Source organism: Micromonospora sp. NPDC000121 (assembly GCF_042899165.1).
In the GTDB taxonomy this organism is placed as follows: Bacteria; Actinomycetota; Actinomycetes; order Mycobacteriales; family Micromonosporaceae; genus Micromonospora.
Window position 1 is genome coordinate 175,486 of the sequence record NZ_JBIAZP010000011.1, and the last position, 21,463, is coordinate 196,948.

The following is a 21,463-nucleotide window of genomic DNA, read 5'->3' on the forward strand; positions in this document are numbered from 1 at the left end:
CATGTCACGGTACGACTGGGGAAAGACGCACCCGGGCATCGAGCGGCTGGAGAAGGCGGTGACCGACCGCCGCGACGTGGTCATCCAGCACCCGCTGTACGCCAACCTCGACACCCACGAGGCGCTGGTCACCTTCATGGAGCACCACGTCTTCGCCGTGTGGGACTTCATGTCGCTGCTGAAGTCGTTGCAGCGGCAGCTCACCTGCGTCACCGTGCCGTGGATCCCGACCGGCCCGACGGGCAGCCGCCGCCTGATCAACGACATCGTGATGGTGGAGGAGAGCGACGAGCTGGGCGACGGCTACATCAGCCACTTCGAGCTGTATGTGCAGGGCATGCGGGAGGCCGGCGCCGACACCACGGCCGTGGAGAAGCTGATCGACCTGCTGCGGGCGGGCCGGCCGGTGACCGAGTCGCTGGTCGAGGCCGGCGTGCCCGGGCCGTCCGCCGCGTTCGCCGCCACCACCTGGCGGATCATCGAGGAGACCCCGGTGCACTGCCAGGCGGCGGCGTTCGCCTTCGGCCGGGAGGACCTGATCCCCGACATGTTCACCCAGGTCGTCGCCGTCAACGAGCGCAGCCGCAAGCTGAACACGTTCGTCGACTACCTGGAGCGGCACATCGAGGTCGACGGCGAGCAGCACACCCCGATGGCGATGCAGATGCTCGCCGACCTGTGCGGCGACGACGACGCCAGGTGGCAGGAGTGCGCCGACACCGTCAACACCGCGCTCGCCGCCCGGGCGAAGCTCTGGGACGACATCCTCGCCGCGGTGAAGGAGGGGCGCGAGCGGTGACCGACGCCGACCCGGTCCGGCTCTACCGGACGGTACGGCTGATCCGCCGGTTCGAGGAGCGGGCCATCGAGCTGGTCCGCTCCGGGCACGTCGTCGGCGGCATCCACCCGTACCTCGGGCAGGAGGGGATCGCCGCCGGGGTGTGCGCCACCCTGGGTGTCGACGACGTCGTCGCCGGCACCCACCGGGGGCACGGCCACGTGCTCGCCAAGGGCGCCGACCCGGCGCGGATGCTCGCCGAGCTGTGCGGCCGGGTCACCGGCCTCAACGCCGGCCGGGGCGGCTCCATGCACGCCGCCGACTTCGGCGTCGGCGTGCTCGGCGCCAACGCCATCGTCGGCGCGTCCGGGGCGATCATCACCGGCGCGGTGTGGGCGCGCCGCCGGCGCGGCGACGACGTCGTCGGGGTGAGCTTCTTCGGCGACGGCGCGGTCAACGAGGGGATGCTGCTGGAGGCGTTCAACCTGGCCGCGCTGTGGCGGGTGCCGGTGCTGTTCGTCTGCGAGAACAACGGCTACGCCACCACCATGCCCGTCGCGGGCGCGGTCGCCGGCAGTATCCCCGGCCGCGCCGCCGCGTTCGGCATCCCGGCCGCCGTCGTGGACGGCCAGGACCCCGAGGCGGTACGCGACGCCGCGGCGGCCGCCGTCGACCGGATGCGCGCCGGCGGCGGCCCCGAGCTGATCGAGGCCCGCACCTACCGGTTCGACGCCCACCACACCTTCGAGCACGCGGTACGCCTCGACTACCGCCCGCCCGACGAGGTGGCCCGGGGCCGGTCCCGGGACCCGGTGGACATCCAGGGCGGGCGGCTGCCCGCCGACGTGCGGGCCGAGGTCGACGCCGAGGTCGAAGCCACGCTGGAGGCGGCCGTCGAGTTCGCCCTCGCCGGACCCGAGCCGGACCCGGCCGACGCCCTGGCGCACCTGTACGCCAGCGGGCTGACCGCCCGCACCGGAGGTGGGTAGATGCCCAGACTGTCCTACCGCAAGGCGCTCACCCGGGCCCTCGCCGACGAGTTGGCCCGCGACGAGTCGGTGTTCCTGCTCGGCGAGGACATCCGGGTGGCCGCCTCGAACGTCACGGCCGGGCTGTTCAAGCGGTTCGGCCCCGACCGGGTGCTCGACACCCCGCTGTCGGAGCAGGCGTTCACCAGCTTCGCCACGGGGGCGGCCCTGGCCGGGATGCGGCCGGTGGTCGAGTTCCAGATCCCGTCGCTGCTGTTCCTGGTCTTCGAGCAGATCGTCAACCACGCGCACAAGTTCCCGCTGATGACCGGCGGGCAGTGCGCGGCGCCCGTCACCTACCTGGTGCCCGGCTCCGGCTCCCGGACGGGCTGGGCGGGGCAGCACTCCGACCACCCGTACAGCCTCTTCGCCCACGTCGGGGTGACCACGGTGGTGCCGGCCACGCCGGCCGACGCGTACGGGCTGCTGGTGTCGGCGGTGCGGTGCGACGACCCGGTGGTCGTCTTCGCCCCGGCCGGGGCGCTCGACGTCCGCGACGACGTCGACCTCGCGGCCCTGGCGCCGGTGCCGCTCGGCCGGGGCCGGGTGCACCGCTTCGGCGACGACGTGACCGTGGTCGCGGTCGGGCACCTGGTGCACGACGCCCTCGCGGTCGCCGACGAGCTGGCCGACCAGGTGTCGGTGGAGGTGTTCGACCCGCGCACGCTGTACCCGTTCGACTGGGACGGGCTCGCCGAGTCGGTGTCGCGCACCGGGCGGCTGGTGGTGGTGGACGACTCCAACCGCTCCTGCGGCATCGCCGGCGAGATCATCGCGACCATGGTCGAGCGGGTGCGCCTGGTCGCGCCGCCGCGCCGCGTCACCCGCCCCGACGGCGCGGTGCTGCCGTTCGCCCCGGCGCTGGACCGGGCCGTGCAGCCGAGCCGAGAGCAACTCCTGGCCGCCATCCAACACGTCATGAAGGACTGACCAATGACCGACGCCGACTACCGCTGGCCCTCCGCCGCGCAGGCGTGGCTCGACCTGCCCGCGCCGATCCGCGCCGAGATGGTGGCCGCCGGGGCAAAGTCCTGGCGGGAGATCTTCGACGGCCGGGCCACGTACAACAAGCAGTGGCGGCTGGCCCGGCCGCCGGTGATGGACGAGACCTCGCTGGGCGTGCTCAACGCCGTCTCCGACCGCCTCGCCCAGCTCCTCTTCGAGGCGTGCCGGCGACGGGCCGGCACGGCGGGCGAGCTGCGCCGGCTGCTGGACGTGCCCGACGGCGAGACCCGGCTGCTCGACGACGACGAGCCGCTGACCGAGGCGCTGCTGGACGCGTTCCGGCCGGACGTGCTGCTCTCCGACGGGGTGCCCCGGTTCGTGGAGTACAACATCGACAGCAGCCTCGGCGGGGCGTTCGACGCGGACACCACGGTGCGCCGCTTCGTCGACGTCTACCGCCGGCGCGGCCTCACCGACCGGATCCGGCTGGCGGCGGCGCCCTCGGCGGTGGACCAGCGGTTCGCCGCGATCCGCGCCGGGCTCGGCCTGCCCGAGGGCGCCCGGGTCGCCATGCTGATCGACTTCGACGCCGAGTACCCGGGGCTGGACGACCCGCAGCGGTTCATCCGGCTGCTGTCGCCGGTGGTCGAGCGCGCCGCCGTGTCCGGCATGGACCTGGTCATCGCGCCGGTCTCCCAGGTGACCCTCGACGACGGCAAGCGGCTGGTCGCCGGGGGCGGCCCGGTCGACGGGGTGTTCCGCCTCTTCGTGCCCAACCGGGTCACCCCGAGCGCCGGGGTGGACGCCCTGGAGGCGGGGCTGGCGGCCGGGACGGTGCCGATGTGGGTGTCGGCGGCGGCCTGGCTGATCGCCAACAAGCGGGCCTTCGCCTGGCTCTGGGAGGACGCCGACGCGCTGGCGCCGGCGGACCGGGACCTGGTCCAGCGGTACGTGCCGCGGACCTGGTCGCTGACCGCCGACCTGCTCGACCGGGCGGTGGCCGACCGGCCCGGCCTGGTGGCGAAGCCGGCCGACGGCTCCGCCGGGGTGGACGTGCTGATCGGCCGGGAGACCGACGCCGACGCGTGGCGGGACGGGCTGACCCGGGCCGTCGAACGGGGCGGCTTCATCCTCCAGGAGTACGTGAAGGCCGACGACGTGCCGCTGGACTTCGTGCACATCGAGACCGGCGAGACGGTCAGCGCGGAGGTGCCGTACAGCATCGCCCCGTACCTGTTCGGCCGGCGGGCCGCCGGTGCCTGCATCCGCACCGGCTTCCCCGGCTGCGACGGCGTGCTCAACCTGGCCCGCGGCGTCCTCCTCTCCGGCCTGCTGGTGGTCGACTGACCCACCACACCGGGCGGTGGGACGGCCGGCGCGGGTCGTCCCACCGCGCTTGGCCGCGCGTCAGTTCTCGGCCTCGTGGTCGAGGCCCTTCGCCACGATCCGGGGCGCGGCGTAGATCGCCATGAGCCCGAGGACGATGGTGACCACGCCGCTGCGCATCGCCTCGTCGACGGGCACGGGTGGCTTCGCGGATCCGTCGTGGTGCCCGGATCGCCGGCGTCCTTGAGACACTTGGATCACAGCCGCCACGCTCTGCACCAGCGCCGCCACGATCACCAACCACTGCAGCCAGGACGCGTCCGGCGACACTCTCAACCTCCCGTCGGACGATGCCCGTTTCAATATGTACCGCCGCGGGTCCACACAGGAACCCTGGGGCAACTCCACCGGCACGGCCGCTCAACCTACGGCGTCGATCCGGATCCCGCAGCCCTCTGCGGTGGGACGGCCGGCGGTGGGACGGCCGACCCACCGGAAACCCGCTTTTCGGCCGGGCAAGACCGGGGCAGCATCAGCGGGGTGGGCGAGGCGCGGGTGGGATTGACGGTCGACCAGTTGCGCCCGGTGGTGCGGGCGGCGTGCGGACGCGGTCGGGAACTGCGGTCGGCCGAGCGGCTGGCGGGCGGCACGAGAAAGGGCGTCTACCGGCTGTCCCTCGACGACGGCTCCACCGTCGTCGCGTACGTGTGGCACCCGGCGGAGGACTACTGGCCGGCGGGGGCGGCCCCGGAACCCGACGACCCGTTCGGGCACGCCACCGGGGCCGGCCTGTTCGCGGCGGCGCACCGGGAGTTCACCGCCGTCGGGGTGCGGGTGCCCCGGCTGCTGCTGCTCGACCGCACCGGCAGCCTGCTGCCGGGCGACGTGGCGGTGGTGGAGGACGTCCGGGGCGGCACCCTGCAGGACCTGCGCCAGCGCGATCCGCGACGCGCCGGGGCGGTGCTGGCCCGGCTCGGCGACGCCGTCCGGGCCATGCACGTCTGCCAGCGCGACCGGTACGGCCGGCCGGGCCTCGACGGGCCGGCACCGGGCCGGCCGGTGGAGCGGGTCGTGCTCGACCGGGCGCTGCGTGACCTGGCCGAAGCCGCCGCCCGGGTCGGGCGGATCGCGGCCGTGTGGCAGCGTCTCGCCGACACGCTCACCGAGCGGTACGCCGCCGTGCCGCCCCGGTCCCGGTACGGCCTGATCCACGGGGAACTCGGGCCGGACCACGTGCTCGTCGACGACCACGACCGTCCGGTGCTCGTCGACATCGAGGGCGCCACGTTCCTCGACGTGGAGTGGGAGCATGCCTTCCTGGAACTGCGCTTCGGCGACGCCTACCCGGCGCTGGCCGTCGACGGTCTCGACGGGCACCGGCTGCGCCTCTACCGGCTCGCGCTGCACCTGTCGCTGGTGGCGGGCCCGCTGCGGCTGCTCGACGGCGACTTCCCGGACCGGGCCGGCATGCGCGCCATCGCCGAGCACAACGTCACCCGGACGCTGGCCCAGCTCACCTGAGCCGTCCCGTCAGCGTCGACGGTGGCGAGTGCCGTGACGGCGTCACGGCGCGCTCGTAGGTGTCGCCGCCTGGTGTCAAAGTCAGCGGCGGAGGGTCGTGGAGGGCGACTCTCCGAAGCGGGCCCGGTACTCGCCGGCGAAGCGACCCAGGTGGACGAATCCGTGGTCGAGGGCGACGGCCGTCACCGACGTCCCGGGGTCGGCCGCGCGCAGCGCGGCGTGGACCGCGTCGAGCCGGCGGGCGCGCAGGTACGCCGTCGGCGTGGTCTGCAGCTCCCGGCGGAAGCAGTCCTGCAGCGTCCGTACGCTCACCCGAAGCGCCTCCGCGACGTCTCCCACCGTCAGCGCCTCGTCGTGGTGTTCCGTCATCAGTGCGCAGGCGCGTCGGACGAGGCGCCCGGGCGCCGGGTGCCCCACCGGCTCGGCGAGCAGGTCGCTGTAGGTGTGGCGGTGGGTCAGCAACAACTTGCCGATGAGCGCCTGCTCGAAGCGGCCGATGATCTGTGGGTGGTCGAGGAGGGAGGCGCCCGCCGGCTGGGACAGCTCGTCGGCGAGGAAGTCCACCCCGCGTGCCCAGGCCAGCGCCGAGGGGGTGCCCATGGTCATGCCGACGTCGAACCGGACCTGGTCGTCCACGGGTCGGCCCAGCAGCCGGGCGAGCTCCCGATCTACCGCCCGCCGGCCGGCGTAGAAGATCCGGTGCGGGGACGCCTCGGACCAGTGCATGTCCGAGGCGTCGTAGGGGGAGAGGACGGAGGCGACGTCAGGTGTCGAGGTCACGGTGCGCCCGGCGTGCCTGACCTCCGCCCTGCCGCCACGGGGAATCTGCACGAGGTAGAAGGTCTCCAGCGCGGCGGGCTGGATCCGCACCGCCTGCGCGTAGTCGAGGTCGACGACGCCCACGCCACCCGAGCGGCGGGCCGTCATCCGCAGGCGGACGCTGCGGACGCCCGGCTGGGGCGTGAGCCGGTGCGGACAGAAGACGCGACCGACCTCCGTGCGGGCGCGCTCGATGTCGTCCGTCCTGACCGTCGTGGTGGCCATCGGGCACCTCCTGCTCGCCCCGCACCGGGACGCCCTGCTGTGCCGAGATTAGGGCGGCGCCAGGGTGATCAGCAGAGGCGTGCTCCAAACCCGACACCACGGGGTCGCCGGGGCGGGCTTCGCCTCGCTCGCGCGACGCGGATGGCGCCCGCGTCCAGCGGATAGCAGCCCTGCCGCCCTGCTGGTTAGCGTGCGATCGCCGCCGGCGCCCCTGTCGTCGCGGCTCCCACCATCGGGTCGCAGAGTCTGTGGAGGTTCGCCATGAGGATCGCCGTCGTCGGTGCTGGATTCGCCGGCCTGAGCGCAGCGAAGGTGCTGCGGCAGAGCGGCTTCGAGGTCTCCGTGTTCGAGAAGGCGCCCGACGTCGGAGGCGTCTGGAGCAGCACCCGGAGATATCCGGGGCTGCGCACCCAGAACAACAAGGGCACCTACCACCTCTCCGACCTGCCGATGCCCGCCCACTACCCGCAGTGGCCGTCGGGCGAGCAGGTCCAGCAGTACGTCGAGAGCTACGTGGACCGGTTCGGGCTCCGCCCCGTCCTGCGCCTGTCCACGGAGGTCGTCGCCGCGAAACTCGTGGACGACGAGACCGCGTGGCTGATCGCGTCGCGACCGACGGGCGGCCGGGATCCCGCGACCTGGGAGCGGTACGACCACCTCGTCGTCGCCAACGGCGTCTTCTCCGATCCGTTCGTCCCGTCCTTCGCGGGCCGTGCGGACTTCGTCGCCGCGGGGGGAAGCGTCCTGGCCTGCGGGGAGTTCCACGATCTCGAGGCGGCGCGGGGAAAGAACGTCCTCGTCGTCGGGTACGGCAAGTCGTCCTGCGACGTGGCGGTCCCGCTGAGCGACGTCGCCGCGCAGACCCACGTCGTCGCCCGTCAACTGCTGTGGAAGATGCCCAAGAAGCTCGGCGGGGCGGTCAACTACAAGTACCTTCTGCTCACCCGGATGGGCGAGGCGCTGTTCCGGTACATCAGCGTGAAGGGCTTCGAGCGGTTCCTGCACGGCCCGGGCAACGGTCTGCGTCGCGGCATGCTCGACAGCGTGGGGTCGGTCGCGACCCGGCAGCTCAAGCTGCGCGAACTGGGTCTCGTGCCGGACGGGACGTTCGAGGACATCGCGCGGAGCACCGTCAGCCTCGCGACGGACGGGTTCTTCGAGCGGGTCGCCGACGGCCGGATCAGCGTCCACCGCGACCAGCAGATCAGCGAACTCCTGGTCCACGAGGGGCGGCCGGCCGCCCGCCTCGTCGACGGCACGGTGCTCCGCGCCGACCTGGTCGTCTGCGGCACCGGCTTCCGGCAGCACGTGCCCTTCTTCGACGCCGCCCTGCACGCCCGGCTCGAGGACGACGCCGGCAACTTCATGCTCCACCGCCAGATCCTGCCGGTCGACGTGCCGCGCCTGACCTTCGCCGGCTATAATTCCTCGTTCTTCAGCCCGCTCAGCGCCGAGATGGCGGCGGTGTGGACGGCCGCGTACCTGCGGGGCGGGATCCCGCTGCCGTCCAGGGAGCGGATGCGGGAGCAGGTGCGTACGCGGCTGGCCTGGATGGCGGCGCGGACCCACGGGCAGCACGCCCGTGGCACGAGCATCATCCCGTTCTCGATGCACAACATCGACGAGGTGCTCGACGATCTCGGGCTCAACCTCGGCCCGCTGGCCCGCGCCCGCCAGTGGCTGCTGCCCGTCGACCCGCGCGCCTACCGGAGGGTCACGCCCCGGATGATCCGGCGCACCGCCGCGACGGCGACCAGGGAGTCGGCGAGCCAGCCCGCCTGACGAGGGGACCTCTGCCGAGCTGGCCCGTCAGCCCGGACGGCGGGTGGTCGTGAGGTGGGCGCCGAGGCGGCGGACGGTCTCGGCGGCGGCGACGGCGTCGCTGCGGGCGCTGCCGTGCCGGCCGTCGCTGCTGTAGATCGACGGGTCGGCGGTGAGCGGGTGGTCGGTGAGCCGCACGTGCAGGGTGCCGAGCCGCTCCGCGAGCGCGCCGGTGTGCGTGGAGAGCCGTCGCATCCGTTCGGCCAGGCCGGCCCGGTGCCGCTCGGGCACCGCCGGGCTGTGCGAGACGTCGAACATGCCGACGGTGATCACGTCGGCCCCGGCCGCCCGCAACGCCTCGATCATCGCGGTCAGCTCCGCGTCGACGGCGTCCGCGTCGTACGCCGGGTGGAAGGCGTCGTTGCCGCCGCACACCACCAGCGCCAGGTCGGGGCGGAACGCCAGCGCCGGGGCGAGCTGGGTGGCGCGCACCTCGTGCGCCCGCAGCCCCCGCAGCCCGAGGTTCAGGTACGCCAGCTCCGGCCGGACGGCCCGCAGCTCGGCGGCGATGCGGTCCGCCCACTGCACCTCGGGATAGCCGTCGACCCGCTCGCAGAGCCCTTCGGCCACGCTGTCGCCGAGCACCGCGAAGCGCCGCCACGGGTGGTCGCGCAGCAGGGCGACGCTCTCCCCGTCGCGGAGGCACCAGGGATCCGTCGATTCGGTCAGCGTCGATGGCATGAGCGCACGTTAGTCGACCGGGTCGCCTCCGGCCAGCGGCCCGTCGGGCAGGGCGACCTCCGCCAGGTAGACGCTCGTGCGCTCCTCGTGGGAGGAGTAGTAGCTGACCCACAGCGTGCCGTCGTGCCAGACCAGGCCGGGGTAGCCGCAGTCGCCGCCGGAGGGCAGCGCGACCAGTTCGGTCAGCCGGCCCCGCCGCGGGTCGACGGCGCAGATCGCCGTCCGCACCGCGCCGTCGTGCAGGCGTACGCCGGCCACCAGACGGCCGTCGGGGAGCCGGCGCAGGGCCGGACCACCCACCCGCACCCCGAGGTCGGTCCACGTCCACTCCCGGTACGGCGGCCGGGCCCGGCCGAGCTGCGCGGTGGCCGTCTCCCGGTCCCGCCGCAGCAGGCAGGTGGCGGTGCCGTCGGGGTCGAAGGCCAGCCCGGACTCGTTCGGGTAGCCGCCGAGGAAGAGCGTCTCCACGACCGGCTGCAGGTCGACACCGTCGCCGCTGCGGTAGAGCCGGACGAAGCGCGGCTCCCGGGTGGCGTAGCCGACGGCGTACATCGCCCCGGCGTGCCACGTCGCCTGCCAGACCCAGACGCCCGGCTCGCCGACCGGGGTGGGCTCGCCCCACCGGTGGCCGTCCGCCGACATCCAGGTGACGGTCCGGACCTGCGGCGGCGCGTCCCCGGTGACCGCGGCCGCGAGCAGTTGCAGCCGGCCGTCCGGCCGCACCACGAACCGCGGGTCGCGCAGGTCCGAGCCGGGCCGGGCCAGCACCGCCGCCGTGCGCCACGCCCGGCCGTCGGGGGAGGCGAGCAGCCGGATCACCCCGTCGGCCGACAGGTGGGACGCGCCCTCGCGGAAGGCACAGAACCAGCCGCCCGCGTGCCGGACCAGGTCGGTGAACGCGCTGTGCGGCGCCGCGTCGCCGATCCGGCGCACCGCGCTCACCCGGGCGAGCGCCGGGCGGTCGGTCGAGGACGTCGTCATGTGGCCCGACGCTAGGGGGCGCGGCCGACGCCCCGGCGGCCCGCGGGCGAACGGCCGGCGAACATGCCGGCGCCGAGTACCTTCCTCACCCCGGGCACCGCACGGACGTGGCCTCCGCCTGGTACGCCAACTCGTCCCGTCGCATCCCGCCGGGGCGCCACGTCGCGTCGGGCATCATGGCGGCATGGTGCAGGTGGCGGTGTGCGGGCCGGCGACCGCGTCGGGCACCGAGCTGGCGTACGCCCGCCGGGTGGGCGAGCTGCTCGCCGAGCGCGGCGCCACCGTGCTCTGCGGAGGCGGCGGCGGGGTGATGTCCGCCGTCGCCGCCGGCGCCCGGTCCCGCGCCGGCCTGGTCATCGGCGTACGCCCCGACGACGGCGCCGCGCCCGGTCCGGTGGCGGACGTGTCGGCCACGGTCGTCACCAACATGGGCCAGGCGCGCAACGCGATCCTGGTGTGGAGCGCCGACGCGGTGATCGCGGTCGGCGGCTCGTGGGGGACGCTCTCGGAGGTGGCCCTGGGCATGCGGCGCGGCGGCATCCCGGTGGTGGTGCTCGGCGGGTGGCGGATCGTCGACGCCGACGGCGGGCCCGTCGACGGCCCGCTGCACGTGTCCACCCCGGAGGAGGCGGTCTCGGCGGCGCTGCCGGCGTGACGTCGCCGCGCCCGCGGGGCCGCCCCGCCTGCGAGTCAGCCCTGCTGCCCGGCCCGGTACGCCGCCGCGAGCCGCTTCGGCGCGCGGTCCTGCCACGCCTCGACGACCAGCTCGGTCAGCTCGTCGGGGTCGATCCGGTCGAGCCGGACCAGGACGGCCGGGTAGCCGTCGAAGTGCGGGGTGGTGAAGTAGACGCCGGGGTCGTCGGCGAGCAGCGCCTCCTTCGCCCCCAGGTCCGGCACCCGCACCCCGAGCACCGGGCCGTCGGGCGCCGCCGCCCCGAGGGCGTCGAGGTCGGCGCGGCGCAGCGGCCGCTCCCAGACGAACGCCCGGTCGCGGACCTTCCACGCCGGCGCCCCCTGGTAGGAGGGGTGCTCGCTCGTCTCCGGCAGGCCCAGCGCGATCCGGCGTACGTCGTCCCAGGTGGCCATGTCCCGACCCTACGCCCGACCGACGACGCGCGGTTTCCGCCCGGCCGGCTCGGGGGCGGGCCGGGGGCGGAGGCCGGGCAGCAGCGGCAGCAGGGTGACCACCAGGCAGAACGCGGTCATCACCAGCAGGGCGGGGACGAGGCCGAGCGCGGTCACGGACCAGCCGCCCAGCAGCGCGCCCAGCGGCAGGCCCGCGAACGCCAGCGACCCCGACAACCCGATCACCCGGGTCTGCAGCTCGGGCGGCACCCGCTCGTAGATCGCCACGCCGAGCAGCGGGTTCACCGCCGCGATGCCGATGCCGGACGCGAACGTCACCGCCAGCACCACCGCCAGTTCCTCGCTCAGCGCCAGGACCAGCAGCCGCGGGGCGCCGCTGACGGCCGCCCCGACCACGAAGGCCAGGTACCGGGGCAGCCGGGGGCCGAACGCGGTGAACAGCAGGTTCCCCAGCAGGGCGCCCGCCGAGAACGCGCCCAGCACCAGGCCCAGCCCGGCCGGGCTGCGCAGCACCTCGGCCACCCAGAGCGGGATGTAGACGGCGACGCTCGCGTTGACCACCATGTTCAGCGCCGAGATCGCCAGCAGCATGGTCAGCAGCATCCGGTCCCGGCCGAGGTAGCGGAACCCGCCCGCCAGCGCGCGCAGGTAGCCCTCCGGCCGCGTCGACGCCGTCGGCGGCGCCGGCGGCCGGACGAGGAGCCCGACGAGCAGCGCGCAGACGGCGAAGCTGGCGGCGTCGATGAGGATCGCCTGGGTCACGCCGAACCACCAGATGAGCAGCCCGCCCAGCCCCGCACCGAGCAGGGTGACGAGCCGTCCGAGCCCGTCGTAGGCGGAGGTCAGCCGGATCAGTCGCACCCCGGCGGCCTCGGCGGCGGGACGGAACATGGCGTGCTTGACCCGGTCGCCGACGCCCCGCAGCGCGCCCACGAGGGCGACCAGCGCGACCAGCGCGCCGAAGCCCAGCCACGGGGTGAGGGCCACCGCGACCATCAGCCCGGCGCTGCCCACGTCGGCCAGGATCGAGGTGCGGCGCAGCCCGATCCGGTCCGCCCAGGGAGTACCCAGCGCGCCGGAGAGCAGGTAGGGCAGCGTCTCCGCGGCGGCCACCACGCCCATCTTCGCGGGGCTGCCGGTGGTCTCCAACACCAGCCACGGGATCGCCACCACGGAGATCCGGCTGCCCAGGTTCGAGATCAGGTCGGCGGCGACCAGGGTGGTCAGTTCCCGCCGGGGCGTCACGCCAGGCTGCCGATCGACGCCTCCGGGTGCTCCACCGCGCTCGGGTGGGCCTCGGCGTACCGGGCCCGCAACGCGCGCTTGTCCACCTTCGCGGAGCGGTTGAGCGGCAGCCGGTCGACGAACTCCACCCCGCCCGGCGCCCAGGTGTCGCTGAGCGCGGAGGTGACCAGGTCGATCAGCTCCCGCGCGGTCACCGTCGCGCCGGGGGCCGGCACCACGTAGGCGTACGGCAGCTCGCCGGCGACCTCGTCCGGCACGCCGATCACGGCGGCCGCGCGGACCTGCGGGTGCCCGGCCAGGGCGTCCTCGATCGGGCGGGAGTAGATCGGCCAACTGCGCCGCCGGGTGAGGATCCGGTCGGCGAGCCGGTCGACGAGGTAGAGGTAGCCGTCGGCGTCGACGTGCCCGATGTCGCGGGTGCGGACCCAGCCGTCGACCAGCGTCTCGGCGGTCAGCTCGGGCTGGCCGTGGTAGCCGGCGAAGCGCAGGTCGGTGTGCACCCACACCTCGCCGTTCTCGCCGGGTGGCAGCACGGTGCCGTCCTCGGCGCGGATCTCGACGCGCACGTCGCCGTACGGCCGGCCGCACGAGCGCAGCCGCTCCGGGCGCTCCGGATCGTCGGTCAGCCCCGGCAGGGCGGTGATCACGACCGCCTCGCTGAGGCCGTACACGATGCGCAGCACCGGGCCGAAGCGGGCGACGGCCTGGCGCAGCCGGGCGGGCGCGGCGGGCCCGGCGCCCACGTTGAACATGAACATGGTGGAGAAGTCCGCGCCGTCCAGCGCCGGGTGGTCGAGCACCTCGTAGAGCATCGGCGGGGTGACGAACGTGGAGTTGATCCGCTCCCGCCCGACGGTCTCGATGAACCGCGCCGCGTCCCAGCCGTCGCGGGGGAACAGCACCCCGCCGGTGAACAGGTTGAACAGTGTGGTGATCTGGCCGCTGGCCAGCCACATCGGCGAGTGCGACAGGTGCCGCAGCAGCGGGTACCCGGCCGCCCGGAAGTCGGCGGCCAGGGCGAGGATCTGCGCGTAGAAGCTCTCCCGGTGGTGCACCAGCTTGGGCGTGCCGGTGGTGCCGCTGGTCTGGAGGAAGGACTCCGGCGCCGGCACCCGCGCCGGCAGGTCGTCCCCCGGCGCCGGGGGCCCGCCGGCGGTCAGGTCCGGGCCCGCGCCGCCCGGACCCAGGCAGAGGACCGGCACGCCGGGCAGCCCGGCGGCCAGCTCCGGGCCCAGGCTCGCGGGGTCGCGGGCGTCGTAGACGAAGGCGTCGGGGCGGGCCAGCCGGACGAACTCGTCCACCTCGCGGCGGGACGTGACCGGCGCGATCCACATCGTCCGGCAGCCCAGCAGGTGCAGGGCCAACTGCAGCAGCGGCCCCTCCACCGGGTTGCCGAGCGCGACCAGCACCCCGTCGCCCGGCCGTACGCCGTGCTCGCGCAGCGTCGCGGCCAGCCGGCGCACCTCGGCGGCGACGTCGGCGTAGCTGAGCCGACGCCCGCCGCCGACCAGCGCCTCCCGGTCACCGAAGTCGGCGAACAGCTCCAGTGCCCGGTGTACGTAGCCGTCCCGTCGCTCCGGTCCGTCAGTCATCCGGCAGCCCCCATCGGCGAAGAGGAGTGGCCGTCCGCCGGCCAGCCCGGGGACGGCGCGGCGGGTGGGCGCGCGCCTCGGCGACCGCACCGCCGCCGTCCGTGAGCGTAGGCACCACCGCCGGTTACGGGACAGAGTCCGAACGGCGTTCCGGCCGGACCGGAGGACATTTGATCACGTCGATCAGGTTGATTGACGCCCGTAAAACGGTGCCGCTAGGTTTCTGGACCATCGTCCAGGCGGTGCCGTCAGCGGACGGCCCTGGGCTGCCAACGATGGAGGTTCAATGTCGACCCCGAAGAGATGGCCTGTCATCGCGTCCGCGGCCACGCTGCTGATCGCGGGCACCCCGGCGGTGGTGGCCAGCGCCGGCCCGTCGGACGCCGAGGCGGCCCGCCACCAGCGGACGGTCTGGGCGGGCAGTTGGGCGGCCGCGGTCACCCGGGGCAACGCGACCGGCCTGACCAACAACGGCCTCAACAACCAGAGCGTCCGGATGGTCGTGCACACCACGGTGGGCGGACCGCAGTTCCGGGTGCGACTGAGCAACATGTACGGCGAGCAGGCCGTCAAGGTCGGCCGCGCCACCGTGGCGAAGCCGAACACCGCGACCCCCGACGACCTGTCCGACATCGACACCTCGACCCTGCGGGAGCTGACCTTCGACGGGGCCGCCTCCGCCACCATGAACCGCGGCGCCGAGCTGCTCAGCGACCCGGTCGCCCTGCCCGTCGGCGACCAGCAGGACCTGGTGGTGACCCTGCACTTCCCGACCCCGACCGGGCCGGTGACCTTCCACGGCCAGTCCCGGCAGACCAACTTCATCGGCGCCACGGACCTCACCTCCGCCGCCGACGGCGCCGGGTTCACCATCCGGCCGAACTGCTGCTGGTTCTTCCTGTCCGGCATCGACGTGCAGCGCAAGCACAGCCCCGGCTCGGTGGTGGTCTTCGGCGACTCGATCGCCGACGGCAACGGCAGCACCGTGAACGCCAACAAGCGCTGGCCGGACCTGCTCGCCGACCGGCTCGTCGACGCCCGCCCCGACGTGCGCACCCCGGGCGTGCTCAACCTGAGCCTGGCCGGCAACCGGCTGAACCACGAGGGCACCGAGCCCGGCGCGGGCGGCTTCCCCGGCTACCACGAGCTGGGCCCCAACGCCCTGGCCCGGCTCGACGAGGACGTCTTCGCGCAGACCGACGCCCGGACCGTCATCACCCACCTGGGCATCAACGACATCTGGATGTCGGGCGACTCCGCCGAGAGCATCATCGCCTCGCTGCGGCAGGTCAACCAGCAGGTGAAGGCGCGCGGCCTGCGCAGCCTGGTGTCGACGCTGACCCCGTACGAGGGGCACGGCAACCCGGGGGTGTGGACGCCCGAGAAGGAGGCCACCCGGCAGGCGGTGAACGCGTGGCTGCGCGGCAGCGACGAGTTCGACGGTCTGCTCGACTTCGACCGGGTGCTGCGCGACCCCGCCCAGCCCAGCCGGCTGCTGCCCGCGTACGACTCGGGTGACCACATCCACCCGAACGACGCCGGCAACCAGGCGATGGCCGACGCCGTGCCGCTGCGCCTGCTCGGCCTGTGACATCCGGCGCGGGCGGCGGGTGACCCCCGCCGTCCGCGCCACCGTTCCTGGGGGGAGACCGATCGACCGTGGACGTCACGCACCTGCTGACCCGCCTCTACAGCGACGAGGGCCGGCAGGACCCGTATCCCTGCTACGCGGGGCTGCACGAGCTGGGGCCGGTCAGCCCGGTGCCGGCGCGCCCCGAGCACCGTTCGGTCGCCGCCGTCGCCGTCGGCTACGACCTGGTCAGCCAGGTGCTGCGCGACCCGGAGTGGTACAAGCAGGCGCCGCCGGGCTGGCAGGAGCAGGAGGTGCTGCGCACCCTGCAGACCTCGATGATGTTCGTCAACCCGCCCGACCACACCCGGATGCGGGCCGTCTTCGCGAAGACCTTCACGCCGCGCCGGCTCGGCGCGCTGGAACCGGCCGTGCACCGGGTCGTGGACGGGCTGCTGGACCGGATGGCCGACGCCGGGGAGACCGGGTTCGACTTCGTGGCGGATTTCGCGTACCCGATGCCGGCCCTGGTGATGGCCGAGTTCATCGGCATCCCCGCCGGTGAGCTGGACTTCTACCGGCAGCGGGTGGAGCGCATCGACGAGTTCCTGGACGTGGCGGGCAAGACCCCGGAGCGGCTCGCCGCCGCCAACACCGCCGCCGCGGAGCTGCGTGACTTCTACGCCGACCTGATCGCGCACCGGCGCCGCCAGCCGGGTGAGGACCTGATCAGCGGGCTGGTGGAGGCCGTCGACTCCGGCGACGTGGGGCTCACCGCCGACGAGCTGGTCAGCAACCTGATCGTGCTGTTCAACGCCGCGTTCGTCACCACCGTCTACATGTTCAGCAACGGCCTGCCGCTGCTGCTGGCGCACCCCGACGTGGCCGCCGCGCTGCCCGGCGACGACGCGCTGGCCCGGGGCGCCGTCGACGAGATCCTGCGGCTGGAGGCCCCGGTGCACTTCCTGGCCCGGGCCGCGCCCCGGGACACCGAACTTGGCGGGGTACCGGTCGCGCGGGACGAGAACGTGCTGCTGATCATCGCCGCCGCCAACCGCGACCCGGCCCGGTTCCCCGAGCCGGACCGCTTCGACCCGCGCCGGTCCGGGCCGCCGTCGCTAGCCTTCGGCGTCGGCCTGCACTTCTGCCTCGGCGCGGCGGTGTCCCGGCTGGAGGGCCGGCTCGCGCTGCCGAAGCTGCTGGCCCGCTTTCCCCGGCTCGCGGTCGCCGAGCCGCCCACGTACAGCGGCAGCCTGTTCCTGCGCGGCATCGACAAGCTGCTGGTCCAGACGGGAGGGGAGGCCGCGTGAACGTCCACCCGCAGGTATCGGCGTACCGGGTCGCCCGCGCGGCGGCCGGCACCCCGCCGCTGTACACGCAGACCCTCGCCGAGGCCCGTGCCGCCGACCTCGCCGCGATCCGCGCCGGCGGCGGCGCGGTCGAGCCGGTGCACGAGGTACGCGACACGCACGTGCCCGGCCCGGCCGGCGACCTGCCGGTGCGCATCCACCGGCCGGCGGGGGAGGGGCCGCTGCCCACCCTGGTCTACTTCTTCGGCGGCGGCTGGACGCTGGGCAGCGTCGACACCGCCGACGGCATCTGCCGGCGGCTGGCCAACGCGGTGCCCTGCCAGGTGGTCACCGTGGGCTACCGGCTGGCCCCGGAGCACCCGTTCCCGGCCGCCGTGCACGACTGCCACGCGGCGGCCCGGTGGATCGCCGCGCACCCCGAGGAGTTCGGCGTCGACCCGGAGCGGCTGACGGTCGGCGGGGACAGCGCCGGGGGCAACCTCGCGGCGGCCGTCACCCTGCTGGCGCGCGACGGCGGCGGACCCACGCTCGCCGCCCAGCTGCTGGTGTACCCGAACACCGACCAGACCGGGGAGCCCGGCGGCGACGGCGAGGACCCGCTGCTGTTCAACCGCCGTTCGGTCGCCTGGTACCGCGGCCACTACTTCGCCGACCCCGCCGACGCGCGGGACCCGCTGGCCTCGCCGCTGCTCGCCGAGGACCTGAGCGGCCTGCCGTCGGCGCTGGTGATCACCGCCGAGCACGACCCGCTGCGCGAGGAGGGGGAGCGGTACGCCCACCGGCTGCGCGACGCCGGCGTGCCCACCACCCTCGCCCGGTACGCCGGCATGATCCATGGCTTCTTCGCCATGCCCGGCGCGTTCGACGACGGCCGCCGCGCCCAGGACCTGGCCGCCGCCTTCCTGCGGGAGCGGTTCGGCCTGTCGGCCGGCGACGCCGGCCCGGGGACGGTGGCGGCGGCTGCGGGTTCCCGCCCGGCGCCGACCCGGCCGGCGGTGGGGACGGACGCGAGCGATGGTTGAGACCGTGCTGCCCCGGCAGGACGTGCCGCTCGGCGAGGCGCCCGCGCCCGCCGGCCTGGCCGACTTCGCCGAGCGGGCCCGGGCGGTGCTCCCCGCCGACGTCTGGGACTTCATCGAGGGCGGCAGCGGCACGGAGACGACGCTCGCCGCCAACCGGCGCGCGCTCGACCGGGTGGCCGTGCTGCCCCGCGTGCTGCGCGGCGTGGCGGCCCCGCGCACCGACACGCGGCTGCTCGGCGCCCCCTGCGCCCTGCCGGTGGCGGTGGCGCCGATGGCGTACCAGCGGCTCGTGCACCCCGACGGGGAGACGGCGCTCGCGGCGGCGGCCGGCGCGGCCGGCGTGCCGTACGTGGCCAGCACGCTGAGCAGCGTGCCGATCGAGGAGATCGCGGCGACCGGCGCGGCCGTCTGGTTCCAGCTCTACTGGCTTCGGGACCGGGGCCTCGTCGCGGACCTGCTGGACCGGGCGCACGCGGCCGGGTGCACCGCGCTGACGGTCACCGTGGACGTGCCGATCATGGGGCGGCGGCTGCGCGACGTCCGCAACTCCTTCGCCATCCCGCCGCACGTCGTCGCCGCCAACCTGCCGGCCGGGCGGGACGCGCTCGCGCACGCCGCCATGCCGGGCGTCTCGGCCGTCGCGGCGCACACCGGCGAGGTCTTCGCGCCCGCGCTGAGCTGGGCCGACCTGGACTGGCTGCGGGGCCGTACCGCCCTGCCGCTGGTCGTGAAGGGCATCCTGGACCCGCGCGACGCGGAGCTGGCGGCGGCCGCCGGAGCGGACGCGGTGGTGGTCTCCAACCACGGCGGCCGGCAGCTCGACGGTGCACCGGCCACCGCCACCATGCTGCCCGAGGTGGTGACGGCGGTGGCCGACCGGTGCGAGGTGCTGCTGGACAGCGGCGTGCGCGGCGGGGTGGACGTGCTGCGTGCGCTCGCCCTCGGCGCGCGGGGGGTGCTGGTCGGCCGCCCGATGCTGTGGGCGCTCGCCGCCGGGGGGCGGGCCGGGGCGGAGACGGCGCTGGCGCTGCTGGCCGGCGAGTTCCGCGACGCGCTGACGCTGGCCGGCTGCGCCGACCCGGCGGCCGTCCGCGAGCTGCGCGTGCTGAGGGAGGGCTGAGCGGTGGCCGAACCGGTGGACCTGCACGTCGCCGACCTGCACCCGGCGGTCGACGACCCAGCGCTGAACTCGATGAACTTCCTCAACGAGGTGGCCCAGCACTATCCCGACGCGGTGTCGCTGGCGGCCGGCCGGCCGTACGAGGAGTTCTTCGACGTCGCCGCGCCGCACCGGCACCTGGAGAGGTTCCGCCGGCACCTGGCCGACGACCTCGGGCAGAGCCCGGCGCAGGTGCACCGGACCCTGTTCCAGTACGGCCGCACCAAGGGCATCGTGCACCACCTCGTCGCCCGCAACCTCGCCGTCGACGAGAACATCACGGTCGACCCGGAGGCGATCGTGGTGACCGTCGGCTGCCAGGAGGCGATGTTCCTGGTGCTGCGGGCGCTGCGGGCCGACCCGCGCGACGTGCTGCTCGCCGTCGCCCCGACGTACGTCGGACTGACCGGCGCCGCGCGGCTGCTGGACCTGCCGGTGCGGCCGGTGGCCGGCGGCCCGGCCGGGGTGGACCTGGCCGACCTGCGCGGGCAGGTGCGCCGGGCCCGGGCGGCGGGTCTGCGCCCGCGTGCCTGTTACGTGATGCCGGACTTCGCCAACCCGTCGGGCACGAGCATCGGGCTGGCCGACCGGCGGCGGCTGCTCGACCTCGCCGCCGAGGAGGACCTGCTGCTGCTGGAGGACAACCCGTACGGTCTCTTCCCGGCCGGGGACGCGGGACGACTGCCGACGCTCAAGGCGTTGGACACCGCGCGGCGGGTGGTCTACCTGGGTTCGTTCGCCAAGACGGTGCTGCCCGGCGCGCGGGTGGGCTACGTGGTCGCCGACCAGCGCGTCGCCGGCTCCGACGGCGCGGTGGGCCTGTTCGCCGACCAGCTCGCCAAGATCAAGAGCATGGTCACGGTGAACACCTCGGCGATCGCCCAGGCCGTCGTCGGCGGCGCGCTGCTGGAGCACGGGTGCAGCCTGGTGGCCGCCACCGCCCGGGAGCGGGCCGCGTACGGCCGGAACCTGCGCCACCTCGTCGACGGCCTGGCCCGGCGCTTCCCGCCGGGCGCGTCGCCGGTGCGGTGGAACGTGCCGGCCGGCGGGTTCTTCGTGGTGGTCACGGTGCCGTTCGCGGTCGACGACGCGCTGCTGCACCGCTCCGCCCGCGAGTACGGGCTGCTCTGGACGCCGATGGCGCACTTCTACGACGACGGCGCCCCGGTCGACGCGCTGCGGCTGTCGGTCAGCGCGGTCACCCCGGAGCAGATCGACCTGGGCCTGGACCGGCTGGCGGCGCTGGTCGCCGACGAGACGACCGCCCGGTCGCGGGCGCTCGCCGTCACCCCGCCAACGGCCCGCTGATCTCCCCCGAGCCGCGCGGGATCAACCGGCTCGCGACGAGGTGGGTGGTGGGCGGCCACTGTTCGCCGTCCAGCCGCCGGAAGATCAGCGACGCGGCGACGCGGCCCATCTCCGACGGGTCCTGCGCCACGACGGTGACCGCCGGCTGGAGCAGGTCGGCCAGCGGGAAGTCGTCGAAGCCCACCAGGGCGACGTCGTGCTGGAGACCGAGCTGTTGCAGGGCCCGGATCGCGCCGATGGTGACGAGGTTCTGGGAGGTGAACAGCGCGGTGGGGCGGGGGTGTGCGGACAGCAGCCGGCGTACGGCCTCCTCGGCCTGCTCCTCGGTGTGCAGGTCGTGCACCGCGAGGGAGGGCGTCGGCGGGATGCCGTGGTCGCTGAGCGCCTCCTTGAAGCCCTGGAACCGCTGTCGGGCCGTCGGGATGGTCCGCAGGTCGCCCAGGTACGCGATGGTGCGGTGGCCGTGCCGGACGAGATGCCCGACGGCCGTGGCGGCGCCCTCGTGGTTGTCGGTGAGGACGGCGTCGACGGCCAGCCCCACCGGCGGGCGGTCGACGAACACCACCGGGGTGCCGGCGTCGACCTCACCGGCCAGGTAGCTCTGGTTGTCGCTGGCCGGCGCGACCACCAGGGCGTCGGCCTGCCGCATCGTGAAGGCGTGGATCAGGTCCCGCTCCCGCGCCGGATCCTCGTCGACGCTGCCGGCGAAGATCAACACCCCGCGTTCCCGCGCGGCGTCCTCGAGCGCCCGGTGCAGGGCGGCCGAGAACGGGTTGGCCACGTCCTCCAGGACCGCCGCGATCGCGGCGCTGCGACCGCTGGTGCGGCGGAGACTGCTCGCGGTGAAGTTCGGCCGGTAGTCCAGTTGGGCGATCGCCCGCTGCACGGCGGCGGTCTTCGGGGCGGAGACGCCCGCCTCGCCGTTGACGACCCGCGAGACGGTCTTCGGGCTCACTCCCGCGAGCAGCGCGACGTCCCGCAGGGTGGGCCGCGCCCGGGCGGCGGTCGACGTAGCGGAGGCGGCACCGTGCATGAGCGCTCCTACC

At 74.7% G+C, this 21,463-nt stretch carries 18 protein-coding genes and 1 pseudogene; 12 read left to right on the forward strand and 7 right to left on the reverse strand.

The window, feature by feature from the left end:
- Position 1: 1 nt before the first annotated feature.
- The 5 genes from ACFY23_RS26495 (at position 2) to ACFY23_RS26515 (ending at position 5,598) form a co-directional block, all read left to right on the forward strand.
- The gene (locus tag ACFY23_RS26495; RefSeq protein WP_350684310.1) at positions 2-799 is read left to right on the forward strand and encodes a DUF3050 domain-containing protein; all 798 of its coding nucleotides are present in this window, start codon (positions 2-4) and stop codon (positions 797-799) included.
- Positions 796-1,767: a thiamine pyrophosphate-dependent dehydrogenase E1 component subunit alpha gene (locus tag ACFY23_RS26500; RefSeq protein ID WP_350684311.1), complete on the forward strand. Its 972-nt coding sequence runs from the start codon at positions 796-798 to the stop codon at positions 1,765-1,767. The genes ACFY23_RS26495 and ACFY23_RS26500 overlap by 4 nt, the downstream gene beginning before the upstream one ends.
- Positions 1,768-2,736 carry a transketolase C-terminal domain-containing protein gene (locus ACFY23_RS26505; RefSeq protein WP_350684312.1) on the forward strand — a complete coding sequence of 323 codons (969 nt, stop codon included), beginning with the start codon at positions 1,768-1,770 and terminating at the stop codon, positions 2,734-2,736.
- A gap of 3 nt (positions 2,737-2,739) precedes the next feature.
- The gene (locus ACFY23_RS26510) at positions 2,740-4,098 is read left to right on the forward strand and encodes a hypothetical protein (protein WP_350684313.1); all 1,359 of its coding nucleotides are present in this window, start codon (positions 2,740-2,742) and stop codon (positions 4,096-4,098) included.
- Positions 4,099-4,617: 519 nt separating this feature from the next.
- Positions 4,618-5,598 (forward strand): phosphotransferase, encoded by a 981-nt coding sequence (locus tag ACFY23_RS26515; RefSeq protein ID WP_350684314.1) that lies wholly within the window; start codon positions 4,618-4,620, stop codon positions 5,596-5,598.
- Positions 5,599-5,679: 81 nt separating this feature from the next.
- Here ACFY23_RS26515 and ACFY23_RS26520 read toward each other — a convergent pair whose 3' ends face one another.
- On the reverse strand, positions 5,680-6,642 hold the full coding sequence (locus ACFY23_RS26520; RefSeq protein ID WP_350684315.1) for an AraC family transcriptional regulator: 963 nt from the start codon (positions 6,640-6,642) through the stop codon (positions 5,680-5,682).
- 261 nt (positions 6,643-6,903) lie between these two features.
- Between ACFY23_RS26520 and ACFY23_RS26525 the strand changes: the two genes are divergently transcribed.
- Positions 6,904-8,424, forward strand: coding sequence for an NAD(P)/FAD-dependent oxidoreductase (locus tag ACFY23_RS26525; protein WP_350684316.1), 1,521 nt, complete (start codon positions 6,904-6,906; stop codon positions 8,422-8,424).
- 27 nt (positions 8,425-8,451) lie between these two features.
- On the opposite strand, the gene ACFY23_RS26530 is transcribed toward ACFY23_RS26525, so the two are convergent.
- Both ACFY23_RS26530 and ACFY23_RS26535 read right to left on the reverse strand, forming a co-directional pair.
- A complete protein-coding gene (locus ACFY23_RS26530; protein ID WP_350684317.1) occupies positions 8,452-9,144 on the reverse strand; it encodes an SGNH/GDSL hydrolase family protein in 693 nt (230 codons plus the stop codon).
- 9 nt (positions 9,145-9,153) lie between these two features.
- The gene (locus ACFY23_RS26535) at positions 9,154-10,125 is read right to left on the reverse strand and encodes an exo-alpha-sialidase (RefSeq protein WP_350684318.1); all 972 of its coding nucleotides are present in this window, start codon (positions 10,123-10,125) and stop codon (positions 9,154-9,156) included.
- 184 nt (positions 10,126-10,309) lie between these two features.
- On the opposite strand from ACFY23_RS26535, the gene ACFY23_RS26540 reads away from it, so the two are divergent.
- Positions 10,310-10,780 carry a dethiobiotin synthetase gene (locus tag ACFY23_RS26540; protein ID WP_350684319.1) on the forward strand — a complete coding sequence of 157 codons (471 nt, stop codon included), beginning with the start codon at positions 10,310-10,312 and terminating at the stop codon, positions 10,778-10,780.
- A 35-nt stretch (positions 10,781-10,815) separates the two neighbouring features.
- Here ACFY23_RS26540 and ACFY23_RS26545 read toward each other — a convergent pair whose 3' ends face one another.
- From ACFY23_RS26545 to ACFY23_RS26555, 3 genes are read right to left on the reverse strand one after another with little or no spacing between them, the layout of a single operon-like run.
- Complete coding sequence (locus ACFY23_RS26545; protein ID WP_350684320.1) at positions 10,816-11,211, reverse strand: MmcQ/YjbR family DNA-binding protein; 396 nt, start codon at positions 11,209-11,211, stop codon at positions 10,816-10,818.
- A gap of 9 nt (positions 11,212-11,220) precedes the next feature.
- Positions 11,221-12,456, reverse strand: a complete 1,236-nt coding sequence (locus ACFY23_RS26550; protein WP_350684321.1) for an MFS transporter — start codon at positions 12,454-12,456, stop codon at positions 11,221-11,223.
- A complete protein-coding gene (locus ACFY23_RS26555; RefSeq protein ID WP_350684322.1) occupies positions 12,453-14,048 on the reverse strand; it encodes an AMP-binding protein in 1,596 nt (531 codons plus the stop codon). Before ACFY23_RS26555 ends, ACFY23_RS26550 begins: the two co-directional genes overlap by 4 nt.
- A 313-nt stretch (positions 14,049-14,361) precedes the next feature.
- Here ACFY23_RS26555 and ACFY23_RS26560 point away from each other — a divergent pair, with 313 nt between their 5' ends.
- The 5 genes and pseudogenes from ACFY23_RS26560 (at position 14,362) to ACFY23_RS26580 (ending at position 20,417) form a co-directional block, all read left to right on the forward strand.
- Positions 14,362-15,639, forward strand: coding sequence for an SGNH/GDSL hydrolase family protein (locus ACFY23_RS26560; protein WP_350684325.1), 1,278 nt, complete (start codon positions 14,362-14,364; stop codon positions 15,637-15,639).
- A 68-nt stretch (positions 15,640-15,707) separates the two neighbouring features.
- Positions 15,708-16,928, forward strand: coding sequence for a cytochrome P450 (locus ACFY23_RS26565; protein WP_350684323.1), 1,221 nt, complete (start codon positions 15,708-15,710; stop codon positions 16,926-16,928).
- A pseudogene (locus ACFY23_RS26570) lies at positions 16,925-17,869 on the forward strand (alpha/beta hydrolase); the annotation flags it as partial. The gene ACFY23_RS26565 and the pseudogene ACFY23_RS26570, both read left to right, overlap by 4 nt.
- A gap of 73 nt (positions 17,870-17,942) precedes the next feature.
- Entirely contained in the window at positions 17,943-19,070 is a 1,128-nt protein-coding gene (locus ACFY23_RS26575) for an alpha-hydroxy acid oxidase (protein WP_350819392.1), read from the forward strand.
- A 3-nt stretch (positions 19,071-19,073) separates the two neighbouring features.
- A complete protein-coding gene (locus tag ACFY23_RS26580; RefSeq protein WP_350684674.1) occupies positions 19,074-20,417 on the forward strand; it encodes a PLP-dependent aminotransferase family protein in 1,344 nt (447 codons plus the stop codon).
- Here the strand turns inward: ACFY23_RS26580 and ACFY23_RS26585 are convergent.
- Positions 20,395-21,450 (reverse strand): LacI family DNA-binding transcriptional regulator, encoded by a 1,056-nt coding sequence (locus ACFY23_RS26585; protein WP_350684675.1) that lies wholly within the window; start codon positions 21,448-21,450, stop codon positions 20,395-20,397. The two genes, ACFY23_RS26580 and ACFY23_RS26585, sit on opposite strands and share 23 nt — an antisense overlap.
- Between the last annotated feature and the right edge of the window lie 13 nt (positions 21,451-21,463).